The sequence below is a fragment of the Streptococcus sp. Marseille-P7375 genome (assembly GCF_902460365.1).
Lineage (GTDB): Bacteria > Bacillota > Bacilli > Lactobacillales > Streptococcaceae > Streptococcus > Streptococcus cristatus_I.
Window position 1 is genome coordinate 169,543 of sequence record NZ_CABPTR010000003.1, and the last position, 14,900, is coordinate 184,442.

Sequence of the window (14,900 nt, forward strand, 5' to 3'; positions counted from 1 at the left end):
GCTGATCATTAATTGTATAATAATTACGATAAATCTTCGCTTTCTTCATGTTTTTCACTATAAATGAGATTAAATAAATCTCTTTTTAAGCTGTCTAACTGCTAAGGTATAGAAGACAAAAATATAAGCACTATTGACAACTAAGAAAAGGATAAATTCAGATAAGGTAAAAGGGACTAAGGAACGAGCTCGATCACCAACAGCAATCTGAGCATAAGGGAAAATTCTAAAAAGACCTTGTCCAATAAAGAGGGTCATAAGTCCTGCCATAGCCAAAATAGCTGATATAAGAATAGGCACTGCGAAATTTTTTAAGCGAATACTAAGAAAAATTTGAATGGTGACAATAGTAATGGTTGCTAGCCAACCTGTGATAGACCAAAGCAAAAAGTCCAGTAGATAATTTGCAAAAGGTACCTTCAAAACCAAAGCGCTGATAATATATAAGAGAAGAACTATCAGTTGACTAATAGCCATGACTAGTGATAAGCTGGTGATTTTTGATAAAATGATACGATTGGCCTTAACCGGAATACTTAATAAGCGCTGCCAGTTTTTATTACTTTCCTCGAATTGACAACTGATGGAACAGATAATCCCGATCAGAATAGGAGTAAATACCTGCGAGGAATAGAAAACTGTTTGTCCCCAAAGGACGCGAGCTTGTGTACCATCTAGGAGCACCTTTTGATTGAGAGCGTAAATCATTGCTCCCAATAAGGACCCAACAAGGTTAAAGAAGATTAGCGTTATCGGAATAGCACTTTTTTTGATTTTTTTAAATTCAAAAGTAATCATAATAGATCCGCCTTTCCAATGAGTTTTTTACTGGCAAAGATGCTTAAAAAAATGATAAGCAATAATACGACTAATTTAAAGGGATAAGCATTATCGTATTGAAAAAGATAAGTGTTAGTTCCAGCCACCCGTTTAGCGATTCCCATCATAGAGAAATATTGCCAAGGAATGAAAATACGAATAGGAACTGGTAACGCACCGATACCTACAAATGACAGGAAGGAACCAATTAAGCCTGTTACTACTGTCACACTTGGCTTTGGATAGATAAAAGCTAAGCAAAGATGTAAACAAGACAGAAAGAGACAAACCAAAAAAGTTGTGAACAAAAAGAGACTCAATGAAACAGGTGTCACACTGACCTGCATGCCTTGAATAATAAATTTCAGAAAAAGCGTTTGAATCAAACTGACAACAAAGGCAAAAATAGCCATCACAGTCAATTTAGCTTTAAAAAGTTGCCAAGGACTTTCGTTACTGGTTTGCAAGAGTTTAAAAGTTTTGCCTAGATGTTCCAATTCCAGTAGTCTAGACGCTAAAACTGCAATGAAAAGTGGCAAAATAAAATCATTCAAGTAAGTCATGGTATAAATGGCATTATAGGCCTCATGTGTTTTAGGTAATTCATATTTGATAACAACGCTACTCCAAATCAAGCCCACTGCTACAATAGCAATCAAAGATAACAAGAAAGACCGTCTTTTTAGTTTGATAAATTCTAATTGTAAATTCAGCATTACAAGACACTTCCTTCCCGTCCTGTCATATCAAGGAAAACATCTTCCAGCGATCGACGAATCATACGAACTTGATAAATATCAACATTATTTTCAACTAAGAGTCGAATAGCAGTGGCTATATTAACTTTATTGTTATCGTTGATAATCAATTTTGGGTCATCATCTAAATTAAAACCATTGAACATTAGTATTCTTTTAGCAGTTACATCATCACTGGTCTCAAACAGATATTTTTCATCTTCTTCAAGGTCAGATAGGTGGCCTTCAAAAAGTAATTGACCATGATTGATAATGCCAACAGTTGTAGCCATCTGTTCAATTTCTGAAAGAATATGGCTAGAAACGATGATAGTCATATCGTATTTTTGTGGTAAAGACTTGATAAGCTCACGAATTTCTTGAATACCGGCAGGGTCTAAACCATTAGTTGGCTCATCCAAAATCAGTAATTTAGGAAATTTAACAATAGCTAACGCAATTCCTAAACGTTGTTTCATGCCTAGTGAATAGTTTTTAACTAGCTTGTCTTTTTGATCGAAAAGCCTGACAATCTTTAAGACTTCATCAATATTTCTTTTTGGTAATTTAAGCAATTTTTGGATAATTTCAAGATTTTCATAACCGGTCAAATTAGCATAGTAAGAGGGCTCTTCAATGAGGGAACCTACATTTGAGAGGAGTGATATTTGATTGCTATTAAAGGTTTTGCCAAAGAGCTTAATGGAACCATGGCTTGGTTGCAACAATCCTAAAAGCATTTTCATAGCAGTACTCTTACCAGCACCATTTGGTCCTAAAAAACCATAAATTTCATTTTTTCTAATATGAATAGAGAGCTGATTAACGGCTACTTCACCTGAAAAATCCTTACTTAATTGGTTGGTTTCAACGATATAATTGTTCATTTGTTTTCTCCTTTAAAAATCTTAGAGTGATGTTATATCCTTTCGCTATTTTTATTATAATGAAACTCCTTTATTTTAACCTGTTCATTACTTTAATTCTTCCTTAATTTTTACTTTAAAGTCCTTGACTAAGGAAGCAATGTGTTATACTAGTCTTGTTGAGGTAATAGTATGAATTATAAAGAAAAGAAGATTTTAATTTTAGACGATAACCCAGAAATTTTAGAAATGGTGCAAGAATCATTGATCATTGCTGGGTTTAGCAATCTAACAAGTGTACAATCACAAAAAGAAGCTTTGGAGCAATTTGAAGAAAAATCTTTTGATTTAGTTATTTTAGACATTATGCTGCCTGAAGGATCAGGATTTGAAGTTTTAAAAGGTATCCGTAAGACTTCAACGGTTCCTGTTTTGTTTTTGTCGGCAATCTCCGATATAGAAAAACAATATCAGGGCTTTGAGCTAGGGGCAGATGACTATATTATCAAGCCTTTCCGCCCAAGAGATTTGGAGCTGCGTATTCTTTCCATCTTAAAAAGAGCCTATCCCGAAAAGGAAGATACCCTTGTTTTGCCTGCTTGCCAGGTGCATTTTAGCCAAGCCTTGATTACCAAAGGAAAACTAGAGATTCAGCTGACAGCTAAGGAATACAGTATTCTTAAGATCCTATATGATAATAAGAATCGCATTGTCACTTTTGACCAACTCTTAGAAAAGGTCTGGGGATTACAATACCAAGGCTATGATAATACCCTAATGGCTCATATTCGTAAGATTCGACAAAAGATTGAAGCCAATCCTTCTAAACCAGAAAGCTTAATAACGGTTAAAGGTTTGGGTTACAAACTAAAGGTGAATTAAATGGATACCGTTAAATTTTTTACTAAGTTATTAACCAGGTATGTTCTATTAATCTTGGCTTTAATCATAGGACTTGTTTTTGTTTATGGTTTGGTTTTCTCAGCCTATTTTAGTTTCTATGGAAAGGAAAAACCGGAACTACTTTACACTAAAATCGCTCAATCGAGTCAAGAGAATAATTTCAATTTTGATAAAAGCAGCAAAATTGAAATGGATAAACAAAATACTTGGGCTATGGTACTGAATCAAGATGGCAATATTGTCCAATCTTATCATTTACCTAAAGGACTCAAAAAGCATTATACGAATGCTGATATGGTTAAATTTTCACGTTGGTATTTAGAAGATTACCCTGTTTTCTCCTATGTACGTGGTCAGCAAATTTTAGTTTTGGGCTATCCTAAAAAGCATTCCTTAGCAAAATTTAATTTCTATGCTAATACGCAATTTATTAGGAATTTTCTCAGTTTGGGACTTGTTTTCTTGGGTATTATTCTTTTACTTATTTTTATTCTTTTGAGCCGATCAAAGTTGCGTATTAAAAAGGAGATGGAGCCGATTATTACTGCTGTCACTTCTTTATCTCAAGGTCAAAATATCGTTCTTAAAGAAAAGGGAAATTTCTCTGAAATTAAGACGGCTCTCAATGAGACATCTCATATTTTGGAAGAAAGCAACACGATGAAAGAGCAATGGATTAGAGGGGTCAGTCATGATTTACGCAATCCTCTTATGCTCATATCAGGTTATAACAGTCAGTTAGAGCAGCAATATGGCAAAGGAAAGCAGACAGAGGAAATTGAAAATCAGATTCAAACTATGAAAGAAATGATTTCTAATCTCAATATGAGCTACTTATTGGATAACCAAAAGCGTCACTCCGAATTTTCCAATCTTGATTTGGTTACTGTCCTACGAACAGTAATTGCCGATATATTGAATAATTATGAAACAATTACACTTCATTTTGATTTGCCTGCCGAGACAGTGTTGGTAAAAGGAGAGGTAACTTTATTAGCAAGAGCTTTTAGAAATCTCTTACTTAATAGTATTATGCACAGCGGCTCTAACCAGATTGATCTGACTTATCAATTATCTGATAATAAAGTGCTCATCGTCATTGCGGATCAAGGAGATATTACAGCTCAAAAAATTACTGAGCTAAATCAAAAATCAACTAATTATGAATCACATGGTATGGGAACAGTTATCACCAAACAAATTATTAAATTACATCAAGGTGAAATTGTTTTTTTAGACAATCATCCAGGCTTAAAAGTCACCATTTCTTTACCTTTAGTAAAGGAATAATGACCTGCCCCTAAGAACAAGCTTACACTTAGAACACTAACCATTTAGAGCATTGCGACACATTATTTATCTTCTAAATATTTCTAAATGCTATTTTTGGGGCAAAGTATTCTTTCGTCTAATCATCGTAAATTTTTGATAAATAAGTAGCAATACTATTCTATTTATCAAAAATTTTTCTGTTATACGCAAAAAAAGAGTGAACAAATAAAGTTGCACTCTTTTACTGTTAAAATGTTTTGTCAACAACTATATACGAATTACACTAAAAACGCTTTAGATACTGTCAATAATTATGTGTAAACACTCAAGTAGAGTTATGGAGTGCTAATCAAATAAGCTTTCAAGTGTGTCAGAACATTGACCAAACCCTTTATGGATTCGTTGACTTTGCTTGAAATTATAATCTTCAAACAAAGTAACTAAGTAACGGTCCAGGGCTTCTTCGTTAGGAAAAAGAACCTTCTTTTTCGTTTGACGTTTAATTTCTTTGTTGAGAGACTCAATGAGCTTTGTCGAATAAATGCTGTGCCAAATTTGGTAGGGAAACTAGAAAAAAGTTAAAAGATTATCCGTATTCTCCAGACTTTCTATGACTTTCCTATACTTTGGCTTCCATTCAGCGATAAAGTTCTCTAAAGCTTGTACTGCCATTTCTAAATTTTCAGCACGATAAATCGTTTTTAATTACCCTAGAATAACCACTCGATTAGATCGTTTCACCTTACTAGCCCTTTTCATCAACCCACTACAGTTGACAAAGAGCTCCTTTTTGCTTTGTTTTAAAAAGTTTATCAAGACGCAGAGTTAAAGTCAGTTAGCTTTGGCTTTCATCGGGCTTGGTTTTTTCTGCTTCAGCCTTTTTGGCTGACTTGATGAGAATCTTGCCATTGCTGGTCATGATAGCTTTGAGCTCTTTTTCGCTTGGATTTTCCAGATAGAAGTCAGTAATAGCATCTTCGATATGGTCTTGAATGGTGCGGCGCAATGGACGAGCACCCATTTTCGGATCGTAGCCAAGATCAACCAATTTTTCTTTGACTTTCTCTGTAACATCCAGATGAATGTCGTTGGTTGCTAAGCGCTGGTTGACATCGTCCAGCATGAGGTTGACGATCTGCAGCAGATTGTCCTTGCTGAGTGGCTTGAATTCGATAATGCCGTCGAAGCGGTTCATAAACTCAGGACTGAAGAAGTTACCCAGCTCACCCAAGACGGAATTGGTACGGCCTTCACGAGCTGCCCCAAAGCCAACGCTGGCTTCAGCTTTGCCCGTTCCGGCATTGGATGTCATGATGATAATGGTGTCCTTGAAGCTGACAGTCCGGCCTTGGCCATCGGTCAGGCGGCCATCATCCAGAACCTGTAGGAACATGTGCATAACGTCAGGGTGGGCCTTTTCTACCTCATCCAGCAGAATGAGCGAGTATGGATTACGACGGACGCGCTCAGTCAACTGGCCAGCTTCCTCATAGCCGACGTAGCCTGGAGGGGCACCGACCAGCTTGGCCACGCTGTGTTTTTCCATGTATTCACTCATATCAAAGCGAATCATGCTGTCAGCCGAGCCAAAGAGCTCAATGGCCAGTTGCTTAGAAAGCTCAGTCTTACCGACACCAGTTGGTCCGACAAAGAGGAAACTTCCGATTGGGCGATTAGGACTTCCTAGTCCGACCCGATTCCGGCGGATGGCCTTGGCAATCTTATCCACTGCATCGTCTTGACCGATGACATGGGCCTTTAGGTCGCTGGCGAGATTGACTAGTTGAGACTGTTCTTTTTCCTTCAGGTCGCCAACTGGGATATTGGTCTTTTGCTCCACGATATGCTCAATGGTCTTCTCGCTGATAATTGGAATATCGTTATCCAGCACGCTCGTCTTTTGGAGTTCCTTGTATTTGGCAATCTGATCACGGAAGTAAGCCGCTTTTTCAAAGTCTTCGTCGCGAGTAGCCTGAGCCTTGAGATTTTCTGCCTCAATCAGCCGCTGGTCAATAACTTTAGGATCAACAAAGTTGAGGGTCAGATTCATCTTAGAGCCAGCCTCGTCCAAGAGGTCGATAGCCTTGTCTGGCAGGAAGCGGTCTTGGATGTAGCGGTTGGAGAGAAGGGCAGCTGCTTCAATGGCCGCGTCTGTGTACTTGACATGATGGTAGTCTTCGTATTTTTTCTGAATCCCTTTGAGGATGGTAATGGTTTCTTCTACTGTTGGCTCATCTACCTTAACGGGCTGCATGCGGCGCTCGAGGGCTGCATCCTTCTCGATGATACGGTATTCATTGAGGGTAGTCGCTCCAACCATTTGGAGTTCTCCGCGAGCCAGAGCTGGTTTAAGGATATTTCCGGCGTCCATATTGCCATCGCCAGCAGAACCCGCTCCGACAATTTCATGGATTTCATCAATGAAGAGAATGACATCTTGACGAGAGCGAATCTCGTCCATGAGCTTCTGCATCCGCTCTTCAAATTGACCTCGGATACCAGTCCCTTGTACTAGGCTGACAACGTCCAGGCGGATAACTTCCTTGCCTTGGAGTTTATGAGGTACATCCCCATCCACAATCTTCTGGGCTAGGCCTTCGACCACAGCCGTTTTTCCGACACCGGGCTCTCCAATAAGGACAGGATTGTTTTTGGTGCGGCGGTTGAGGATTTCAATGACACGAGTAATCTCTTCGTCCCGACCGATGACAGGGTCAATTTCTCCTTTACGGGCGATCTCAGTCACATTGATACCAAACTCTTCTAGGAGACCTTTTGGCTTTTGCGGAGCCTGTTGGCGTGCTCCGCCTCCATGATTGGAATTGCCACCATAGCCACCGCCACCGTAGCCTCCTCCAGATTGAGTTGGCGGGATATTTGGTTCTTGGGGTTGTTGGAAATTACCAAGACTGTTAAAGAAATCGTCAATAGGATCAATTCCTTGGTTGTTAGCCTGAGTCAGTCCTCGAAAAAGGCTATTGTTAGGGTCTGTCTTCATGATTTGGTAGCAGTTTTGACAAAGGTCAATCTGCTGCTTGTTTCCGTTTACATTTGTATAGAGATGGATGGTTGATTCATTGATTTTACAATTTTGACAAAGCATATTCTACCTCTTTCTTTGGCCGTAGATCCACCTATTTTTAAATGGTCAAAAATAGTCAAAGTATTATAGTTTCATTATATCAGTATTCTTGCACAATGCAAGAATTTACTACAAAATCCTCCCTGAGACTGATTTTTTGAGAAATTATAGTGCGAAAAGAGAAAAAAATGGTCTTTTACTGGTATTTCAGTTTCTTTTTATGGTAAAATAGGAGAGAAGCAAGTAAATAGGAGAAATAAAATGGAATCACATTTAGTTAGAATCATCAATCGTTTGGAAGCTATGGCCAAAGATGGTGGAAATTTAAAACGTAATTTTGAACGTGAAGGAGTGGTTGTTGCCGAAGTAGCGTACAGCTACGACGAAGAAAATGGACCAATTTTTACTCTGCGTGATGTGGCAGCGCGTGAGACTTATACTTTCGATAGTATTGACTTGATTGCCATGGAAATTTATGAATTATTATACTAAAAAGCAGGCTTCTGCTTTTTTATTTTGCTCGTCAAGATCAGTCTTTAATCCTATAACTTTATATAAGAAAAATGTATAAGTAGGACAAGAGGATTTCTGATATAATGAATAAATATAGTGAAAAAGAAATGAGAAAAGAATGGCAAACATTATTGACGGAAAAGCTTTAGCAGAAAAGCTTCAAGCGAAACTTGCAGAAAAAACAGCAAAATTAAAAGCAGAGACAGGTCAGGAACCTGGTTTAGTGGTGATTTTGGTGGGCGACAATCCAGCCAGTCAGGTTTATGTGAGAAATAAAGAGCGGTCTGCACTAGCTGCAGGCTTCCGCAGTGAAGTTGTGCGTCTGTCTGAGTCAACAAGTCAGGAAGAATTACTGACCTTGATTGCTAAATATAATCAGGATCCAGCTTGGCACGGAATCCTAGTCCAGCTTCCTTTGCCAGCCCATATTGATGATGAAGCGGTTTTATTAGCCATTGATCCAGACAAGGATGTAGATGGCTTTCATCCAACCAATATGGGGCGACTTTGGTCAGGACATCCCTTGATGATTCCTTCTACACCAGCAGGAATCATGGAAATGTTCCGCGAATATAAGGTGGACTTGGAAGGCAAGAATGCGGTGGTGATTGGTCGTAGTAATATTGTCGGTAAACCTATGGCTCAGCTTCTGTTGTCTAAAAATGCGACCGTTACTTTGACGCACTCAAGGACCCATCATTTAGCGAAAATTGCAAAGAAAGCTGATATTTTGGTGGTGGCTATCGGACGAGGACACTTTGTAACCAAGGACTTTGTCAAGGAGGGAGCTGTCGTGATTGATGTCGGTATGAATCGGGACGAAAATGGCAAGCTGATTGGTGATGTTAAATTTGACGAAGTGGCAGAAGTGGCTAGTCTCATTACGCCGGTTCCAAAAGGGGTCGGGCCGATGACCATTACCATGCTAATGGAACAGACTTATCAGGCCTTTGTTAGAAGTTTAGAGAAATAATAGAAAAATAGCATTTGGCTGATCTATTTCTTCTTTCAATTGTTTTTGGTCATCTTGTCGCTAGTGGTATTAGACAAGAAACTATAGAGATAGGCTAAAGCGAGGTTGGGTCAAATATTCCCCCTCGTTTTCTCATAGGCGAATCTAACTTTTTTATAGGTAGCCTGCCTGATTTTTCTAAATTTTGAAAACATAAGAGAAAACTGTGAAAGCGTTTGAAATTAGTTGGAAAATACAGTATAATAAGATTAGAAAAAGAAATTAGAGGAGGCTTCTCATGGCAGTAAAAGATTTTATGACACGCAAGGTTGTATACATTAGCCCAGACACAACGATTGCACATGCGGCAGATATTATGCGCGACCAAAAATTGCACCGCTTGCCTGTGATTGAAAATGATAAGCTGGTGGGTCTTGTGACAGAGGGAACAATCGCAGAAGCAAGTCCATCAAAGGCAACGAGCCTATCTATTTATGAAATGAACTATCTTCTGAATAAAACCAAGGTAAAAGATGTGATGATTCAGGATGTCGTTACTATTTCCCAGTATGCTAGTCTGGAAGATGCGACTTATTTGATGTTGAAAAATAAAATTGGAATCTTACCAGTTGTTGACAATGAGCAGGTCTATGGAATCATTACGGATCGTGACATTTTCAAAGCTTTTCTAGAAGTGTCTGGTTATGGCGAAAAGGGCGTTCGAATGCGCTTTGTCACAGAAGACGAGGTTGGTGTCCTATCGCATATTATCGCCTTACTTGTCGAAGAAAACCTCAATATTTCAAACACAGTTAATATTCCTCGTAAGGACGGTAAAGTTGTCATTGAGGTACAAATTGACGGAGACATTGACTTGGTTTCCTTGAAGTCCAAGTTTGAAGCACACAATATAAAAGTAGAAGATATTACCCGCACTAGCGCAAAAGTTTTATAAAGTTAGAGAGAGTGGGACAGAAATCGGTAATTCGTTAGAATTCGATTTCGTCGTCCCACCTCCGCACAGTTGAGTAGGGCTGTAAAAGCTGATGAAATCAGCGTAGTAGAGCCCACTCAACCACTGCGTCTTGCTCGACAATCCAAAGACAATTGAGAGGCTAGGACTTTTGTCCCAGCCTCTTTTATTTTCTTGCCAATTGGCTTCCTAAGATGGTATAATCAAGGAACTGCAATCAATGATAGAGGAGAAAAGATGAGTATTTTAGAAGTAAAAAATCTCAGCCACGGTTTTGGAGACCGGGCTATTTTTGAGGATGTATCCTTCCGCCTGCTCAAGGGGGAGCATATCGGTCTAGTCGGCGCCAACGGTGAGGGGAAGTCAACCTTTATGAGCATTGTGACGGGTAAAATGTTGCCGGATGAGGGCAAGGTTGAGTGGTCCAAGTATGTGACGGCTGGCTATCTGGACCAGCATGCTGTGTTGGAGCAGGGCCAAACTGTCCGCGATGTGCTACGGACAGCCTTTGACGAGCTGTTCAAGACCGAGGCCCGTATCAATGAAATCTATATGAGCATGGCTGAGGATGGAGCGGATGTGGATGCCCTCATGGAAGAAGTAGGCGAACTGCAGGACCGCTTGGAGAGCCGGGATTTCTATACGCTAGATGCCAAGATTGACGAAGTTGCACGAGCACTAGGTGTCATGGACTACGGTATGGAAAGCGATGTGACAGAGCTATCTGGTGGGCAGCGGACTAAGGTTCTCTTGGCCAAATTGCTTTTGGAAAAACCGGATATCCTGCTCTTGGATGAGCCAACCAACTATCTGGATGCGGAGCACATTGACTGGCTCAAGCGCTATCTCCAAAACTATGAAAATGCCTTTGTCCTGATCTCACATGATATTCCTTTCTTGAATGATGTGATCAATATCGTCTACCATGTGGAAAATCAGCAGTTGACCCGCTATTCTGGGGATTATTACCAATTTTTAGAGGTCTATGAGATGAAAAAATCTCAGCTGGAAGCCGCCTATGAACGCCAGCAGAAGGAAATTGCAGACCTCAAGGATTTTGTGGCCCGCAATAAAGCTCGTGTAGCGACCCGTAATATGGCCATGTCACGTCAGAAAAAGCTGGATAAGATGGACATTATTGAGCTGCAAAGTGAGAAACCAAAGCCTTCCTTTGATTTCAAATCAGCCCGTACACCTGGCCGCTTTATCTTCCAAGCCAAGGATTTGCAGATTGGGTATGACCGTCCACTGACTCAGCCTCTTAATCTTACCTTTGAGCGCAATCAGAAGGTGGCTATCATCGGGGCAAATGGGATTGGAAAAACGACCCTGCTCAAGAGTTTGCTGGGGATTATCCCACCAATCGCTGGGGAAGTCGAACGCGGGGACTATCTAGAGCTGGGCTATTTCGAGCAGGAAGTAGAGGGCGGCAATCGTCAGACACCGCTGGAAGCAGTCTGGAGTGCCTTTCCGGCTCTAAATCAGGCAGAAGTTCGAGCTGCTCTGGCTAGATGTGGCTTGACTTCCAAGCATATCGAGAGCCAGATCCAGGTCCTTTCAGGTGGTGAGCAGGCAAAGGTCCGCCTTTGTCTTCTCATGAACCGAGAAAATAACGTTCTGGTTTTGGACGAGCCGACCAACCACCTGGATGTAGATGCCAAGGAAGAGCTCAAACGCGCTCTGAAAGAATACAAGGGCAGCATTCTCATGGTCTGCCACGAGCCTGATTTCTATGAAGGCTGGATGGATCAGATCTGGGATTTCAATCAACTAACTTAAAAAGCTATTAAGGCGGTTTTGCTTGCAGAGACGAGGGTATCTTCTCAGTCACTTGCAAGCAGCCGCTTTTAATAGCTTTAGTTTTCAATGCCAAACAGTTGCAAATGCAACTTTATTATGTTATACTTCTTCTTGTTGGGAGTTTTGAATTTTCTGTAAGATATGATCCAACTGAAAGAGTTCAGATGAAGTCAGTTGATGCAGACTAGCCTGAATATATCTGTCCTCGTAGCCAATTAGCTTATCATATACTTTTAGTGCAGGAGTCAGTGGATAGAGCTCCTTGAATTTCTTGTTTTGAGCTTTGGTCTTTTTGACAATCAAGCCTCTTTCCTCCAGCTTTCTTAGAGACCGGCTTAGGGTAGTCTTGTCAATCTGAACCAGCTCTGCCAGCTGGGATTGATGGATGGCAGGATGTTCAACAATGCGAGTAAGAATGAGAAAGAGATTATTATCAAGCCCGTATTGGCTAGCTTCTTGGTTCATTCTCATCATAGCTTGACGGGAGATGAAACCCATTTGACGAAATAACTGACGATAATCCATAAGAACTCCTTTGATAGTTGCATTTACAATGATTATATAATAAAGTAAGGACGGAAACAAGCATGTGGCATAAAAAATATTTGCAAGAGTTGGATATACTAGAATTTTACAAGCTTTTAAAACTGCGGATCGATACCTTTGTCGTCGAGCAAGAGCGAATCTATCATGAATTGGATGAAAAAGATCTAACAGCTGTGCACCTTTTCCATGTAAATGAGCAAGAGGAAGTAGATGCCTACGCCCGCGTGTTTGAGGAAGATGAAACAGTCGTTTTTGGACGGCTTGTGACAGCTCCGTCAGCTCGGGGAAAGGGCCTAGGGAATAGATTGGTAGAGGAAATCTTGATTCTTTGTGAGAAAAAGTGGCCGGGAAAAATGATTGAGATTGAGGCTCAGGAGCAAGTCGTGGGGCTTTATGAAAAATTCGGCTTTGTAAGTCAAGGAGAGCCCTTTATCTTTGAATCGACGCCTCATATCAAAATGATTTACAAAAAATGAAAAAATCCAGTTGAAGAACCGCTCATAGTGACGGTGTCTCAACTGGATTTTGCTTTCTTAAAACATGGAATATTCGTCTGCTAACATGACCGTCTCTCTGCCGTTATTATCCACAACGTAGATCATGCGAGGGTAGAATGGGTCAAATTTATAGGTGAAATCAAAGGAGATGAGTGTATCGAGATGGTCCTCAGAGAAGCGGAAAGTCAGCTTCCCTTGGTTATTGATCAACTCGAAGCGAATCAGATTATTCAAAGGGAAAACATCTTTGAGGAAGTTGTCGATGATGTACCAGAAAGTGTCAATCACATCATCTGGAAGGCTAGTGATGGCGCCAAAGCTGGCATAGCGACCACGAGTATTGGTAAAAGCCATGAGACTCACTCCTTTCTAGAAATTTGCTGTGGAGGACCAGAAATTGGTCCTCTAGTGCTTTACTAGTAGCATTGATGGTTCTATCATACAAGAAATAAGTAGGAATTGCAAGAAATTGCTTCCTTGCTAGACAAAGGATTTTTGGAAAAGAAAGCAAGAAAAAAGAGCTTGCGCTCTTTGACAACTTTATCGATTCTTTAGTTCAACATAACGTTTGTACCAAATTTTCACATAAGCATCGGAGAAGGGACCGCGTTCGTTGTTGATCCAGTCAACCAGAATCTTGACGTTTTCCTTGAGAATGAAATCCAAATCATCCGAATAGTTCATTTGCCTTTTATGACGCTCATACTCTTCTACATCAAGCAGCCGTTTTTCTCCGTCTGTGAAGACCTTAACATCTAAATCATAGTCGATGTACTTGAGGGCTTCATTGTCCAGATAATAGGGGCTGGCAAGGTTGCAGTAGTATGAGGTGCCATTATCACGAATCATGGCAATAATATTAAACCAATATTTCTTATGAAAATAGACAATGGCAGGCTCTCGCGTTACCCAGCGCCGGCCATCACTTTCTGTTACCAGTGTGTGGTCATTAACGCCAATAATGGCATTTTCTGTTGTCTTTAGTACCATGGTATCTCGCCAAGTGCGGTGAAGATTCCCATCATGCTTATAACTTTGAATTGTAATAAAGTCGCCTTCTTTGGGAAGTTTCATAACCTACCAACTTTCTACAATTTATAAGTTTATCCTCTTTATTGTAACATATTTTCATAAAAATGCCTAAGTTTTCATAGAAAATCTTAAAGATATTCTCTTAGAGCGCTGGCAATGTCCGAAAAATCATAGCCTTTGCGAACCAGAGCTTGGGTCAGACGCTGTTTTAAGTCGTAGCCCTCGTACTTTTTTGAGTACTTGCGGTATTGCTTGTCTAGCTCTTTATAGAGTAGCTCTTGTTGGGTTTCCTGGTCTTCTTCAATTTCCAAATGCTGATAGGCGTTTTTGGCTTGTCCATAGGAAAAACCTTTGTTTATCAGGGCTTGGAGGAGTTTATCTTGCAAGGCCTTGCTGGGCAGTTTTCTCTGGTATTTTTTGAGCAGCTTTTCAGCAACCTTGTCTGTTAGTTCAGTAAAATCAAATTGTCTCAGTTCTTCTTCAATAATGGTGTTAGAAATCCCTTTTTGGCTGAGTTTTTGTTTGAGAACAAAAGCGCCTTTGTCGCCAGTGAGAAGGTTGGATTGGATATAAGAATTGGCATATTTTCTGTCGTTGATCCAATTTTCTTTTTTCAAAGCGTCCAAGACTTGGCTGATGATGTCTGGCTGGATATCGTGCTGGGTCAAGTAGTCCTTAACTTCCTTGGCAGTTCTTTGCTTGAAGGAGAGATGGTAAAGAGCTAGATTTTTTCCATAGGAAAATTGGGCGTAAGTTTGAATCTCTTTTAGCTCCTGCTCTGTGATTTCCATTCCTTTAGACAGCATGAAGCGGACGATGGTGTCTTCTGTAATATAAAGCTTTTCACTGTCGTCCAACTCCAAGAGGTAGAGTCTTTTTTTCTTTTCGATTTTTGTGATTTTCATAAG

The 14,900-nt window shown here is 40.0% G+C and carries 15 protein-coding genes and 1 pseudogene; 7 read left to right on the top strand and 9 right to left on the bottom strand.

What is annotated here, in order from left to right; all coding sequences use genetic code 11:
- Positions 1-69: 69 nt before the first annotated feature.
- The 3 genes from FZ954_RS08275 to FZ954_RS08285 are packed head-to-tail and all read right to left on the bottom strand — an operon-like array spanning position 70 to position 2,443.
- Positions 70-798 (bottom strand): ABC transporter permease, encoded by a 729-nt coding sequence (locus FZ954_RS08275; protein ID WP_045498955.1) that lies wholly within the window; start codon positions 796-798, stop codon positions 70-72.
- Positions 795-1,535 (bottom strand): ABC transporter permease, encoded by a 741-nt coding sequence (locus tag FZ954_RS08280; protein ID WP_045498958.1) that lies wholly within the window; start codon positions 1,533-1,535, stop codon positions 795-797. Before FZ954_RS08280 ends, FZ954_RS08275 begins: the two co-directional genes overlap by 4 nt.
- Positions 1,535-2,443, bottom strand: coding sequence for an ABC transporter ATP-binding protein (locus tag FZ954_RS08285; RefSeq protein WP_008809655.1), 909 nt, complete (start codon positions 2,441-2,443; stop codon positions 1,535-1,537). Before FZ954_RS08285 ends, FZ954_RS08280 begins: the two co-directional genes overlap by 1 nt.
- A 171-nt stretch (positions 2,444-2,614) precedes the next feature.
- Between FZ954_RS08285 and FZ954_RS08290 the strand changes: the two genes are divergently transcribed.
- A complete protein-coding gene (locus FZ954_RS08290; protein ID WP_045498965.1) occupies positions 2,615-3,304 on the top strand; it encodes a response regulator transcription factor in 690 nt (229 codons plus the stop codon).
- Positions 3,305-4,615, top strand: coding sequence for a sensor histidine kinase KdpD (locus FZ954_RS08295; protein WP_045498968.1), 1,311 nt, complete (start codon positions 3,305-3,307; stop codon positions 4,613-4,615).
- A gap of 327 nt (positions 4,616-4,942) precedes the next feature.
- Here FZ954_RS08295 and FZ954_RS08300 read toward each other — a convergent pair.
- Together FZ954_RS08300 and FZ954_RS08305 are read right to left on the bottom strand one after the other, a co-directional pair.
- Positions 4,943-5,347 (bottom strand): annotated as a pseudogene (locus tag FZ954_RS08300) (transposase); the annotation flags it as partial.
- 85 nt (positions 5,348-5,432) lie between these two features.
- Positions 5,433-7,700, bottom strand: a complete 2,268-nt coding sequence (locus FZ954_RS08305; protein ID WP_125371831.1) for an ATP-dependent Clp protease ATP-binding subunit — start codon at positions 7,698-7,700, stop codon at positions 5,433-5,435.
- A gap of 240 nt (positions 7,701-7,940) precedes the next feature.
- On the opposite strand from FZ954_RS08305, the gene FZ954_RS08310 reads away from it, so the two are divergent.
- The 4 genes from FZ954_RS08310 to FZ954_RS08330 all read left to right on the top strand — a co-directional run bounded on the left by FZ954_RS08310 (position 7,941) and on the right by FZ954_RS08330 (position 11,896).
- Positions 7,941-8,171 (top strand): DUF1797 family protein, encoded by a 231-nt coding sequence (locus tag FZ954_RS08310; protein ID WP_005592360.1) that lies wholly within the window; start codon positions 7,941-7,943, stop codon positions 8,169-8,171.
- 139 nt (positions 8,172-8,310) lie between these two features.
- Positions 8,311-9,165 (top strand): bifunctional methylenetetrahydrofolate dehydrogenase/methenyltetrahydrofolate cyclohydrolase, encoded by an 855-nt coding sequence (locus FZ954_RS08315; RefSeq protein WP_148878024.1) that lies wholly within the window; start codon positions 8,311-8,313, stop codon positions 9,163-9,165.
- Between the two features lie 277 nt (positions 9,166-9,442).
- Complete coding sequence (locus FZ954_RS08320; protein WP_148878025.1) at positions 9,443-10,099, top strand: CBS domain-containing protein; 657 nt, start codon at positions 9,443-9,445, stop codon at positions 10,097-10,099.
- A gap of 255 nt (positions 10,100-10,354) precedes the next feature.
- On the top strand, positions 10,355-11,896 hold the full coding sequence (locus tag FZ954_RS08330; protein ID WP_148878026.1) for an ABC-F family ATP-binding cassette domain-containing protein: 1,542 nt from the start codon (positions 10,355-10,357) through the stop codon (positions 11,894-11,896).
- A 120-nt stretch (positions 11,897-12,016) separates the two neighbouring features.
- Here FZ954_RS08330 and FZ954_RS08335 read toward each other — a convergent pair whose 3' ends face one another.
- Positions 12,017-12,442 carry a MarR family winged helix-turn-helix transcriptional regulator gene (locus FZ954_RS08335; protein ID WP_062006111.1) on the bottom strand — a complete coding sequence of 142 codons (426 nt, stop codon included), beginning with the start codon at positions 12,440-12,442 and terminating at the stop codon, positions 12,017-12,019.
- Between the two features lie 62 nt (positions 12,443-12,504).
- On the opposite strand from FZ954_RS08335, the gene FZ954_RS08340 reads away from it, so the two are divergent.
- Positions 12,505-12,939: a GNAT family N-acetyltransferase gene (locus FZ954_RS08340; protein ID WP_148878027.1), complete on the top strand. Its 435-nt coding sequence runs from the start codon at positions 12,505-12,507 to the stop codon at positions 12,937-12,939.
- Between the two features lie 57 nt (positions 12,940-12,996).
- On the opposite strand, the gene FZ954_RS08345 is transcribed toward FZ954_RS08340, so the two are convergent.
- From FZ954_RS08345 to recX, 3 genes are all read right to left on the bottom strand, one after another.
- Positions 12,997-13,314, bottom strand: coding sequence for a DUF960 domain-containing protein (locus FZ954_RS08345; RefSeq protein ID WP_062006115.1), 318 nt, complete (start codon positions 13,312-13,314; stop codon positions 12,997-12,999).
- 186 nt (positions 13,315-13,500) lie between these two features.
- Complete coding sequence (locus FZ954_RS08350) at positions 13,501-14,034, bottom strand: DUF402 domain-containing protein (protein ID WP_005590859.1); 534 nt, start codon at positions 14,032-14,034, stop codon at positions 13,501-13,503.
- A gap of 86 nt (positions 14,035-14,120) precedes the next feature.
- Positions 14,121-14,897, bottom strand: a complete 777-nt coding sequence (gene recX, locus FZ954_RS08355) for a recombination regulator RecX (protein ID WP_148878028.1) — start codon at positions 14,895-14,897, stop codon at positions 14,121-14,123.
- Between the last annotated feature and the right edge of the window lie 3 nt (positions 14,898-14,900).

What these genes read in the sequence shown, in the direction of transcription:
- FZ954_RS08315 (WP_148878024.1), top strand. Translation starts at nt 8,311, where the DNA reads ATGGCAAACATTATTGACGGAAAAGCTTTAGCAGAAAAGCTTCAAGCG.
- FZ954_RS08320 (WP_148878025.1), top strand. Translation starts at nt 9,443, where the DNA reads ATGGCAGTAAAAGATTTTATGACACGCAAGGTTGTATACATTAGCCCA.
- recX (WP_148878028.1), bottom strand. Translation starts at nt 14,897, where the DNA reads ATGAAAATCACAAAAATCGAAAAGAAAAAAAGACTCTACCTCTTGGAG.
- FZ954_RS08340 (WP_148878027.1), top strand. Translation starts at nt 12,505, where the DNA reads ATGTGGCATAAAAAATATTTGCAAGAGTTGGATATACTAGAATTTTAC.
- FZ954_RS08280 (WP_045498958.1), bottom strand. Translation starts at nt 1,535, where the DNA reads ATGCTGAATTTACAATTAGAATTTATCAAACTAAAAAGACGGTCTTTC.
- FZ954_RS08275 (WP_045498955.1), bottom strand. Translation starts at nt 798, where the DNA reads ATGATTACTTTTGAATTTAAAAAAATCAAAAAAAGTGCTATTCCGATA.
- FZ954_RS08330 (WP_148878026.1), top strand. Translation starts at nt 10,355, where the DNA reads ATGAGTATTTTAGAAGTAAAAAATCTCAGCCACGGTTTTGGAGACCGG.
- FZ954_RS08305 (WP_125371831.1), bottom strand. Translation starts at nt 7,700, where the DNA reads ATGCTTTGTCAAAATTGTAAAATCAATGAATCAACCATCCATCTCTAT.
- FZ954_RS08290 (WP_045498965.1), top strand. Translation starts at nt 2,615, where the DNA reads ATGAATTATAAAGAAAAGAAGATTTTAATTTTAGACGATAACCCAGAA.
- FZ954_RS08335 (WP_062006111.1), bottom strand. Translation starts at nt 12,442, where the DNA reads ATGGATTATCGTCAGTTATTTCGTCAAATGGGTTTCATCTCCCGTCAA.
- FZ954_RS08310 (WP_005592360.1), top strand. Translation starts at nt 7,941, where the DNA reads ATGGAATCACATTTAGTTAGAATCATCAATCGTTTGGAAGCTATGGCC.
- FZ954_RS08285 (WP_008809655.1), bottom strand. Translation starts at nt 2,443, where the DNA reads ATGAACAATTATATCGTTGAAACCAACCAATTAAGTAAGGATTTTTCA.
- FZ954_RS08295 (WP_045498968.1), top strand. Translation starts at nt 3,305, where the DNA reads ATGGATACCGTTAAATTTTTTACTAAGTTATTAACCAGGTATGTTCTA.
- FZ954_RS08350 (WP_005590859.1), bottom strand. Translation starts at nt 14,034, where the DNA reads ATGAAACTTCCCAAAGAAGGCGACTTTATTACAATTCAAAGTTATAAG.
- FZ954_RS08345 (WP_062006115.1), bottom strand. Translation starts at nt 13,314, where the DNA reads ATGGCTTTTACCAATACTCGTGGTCGCTATGCCAGCTTTGGCGCCATC.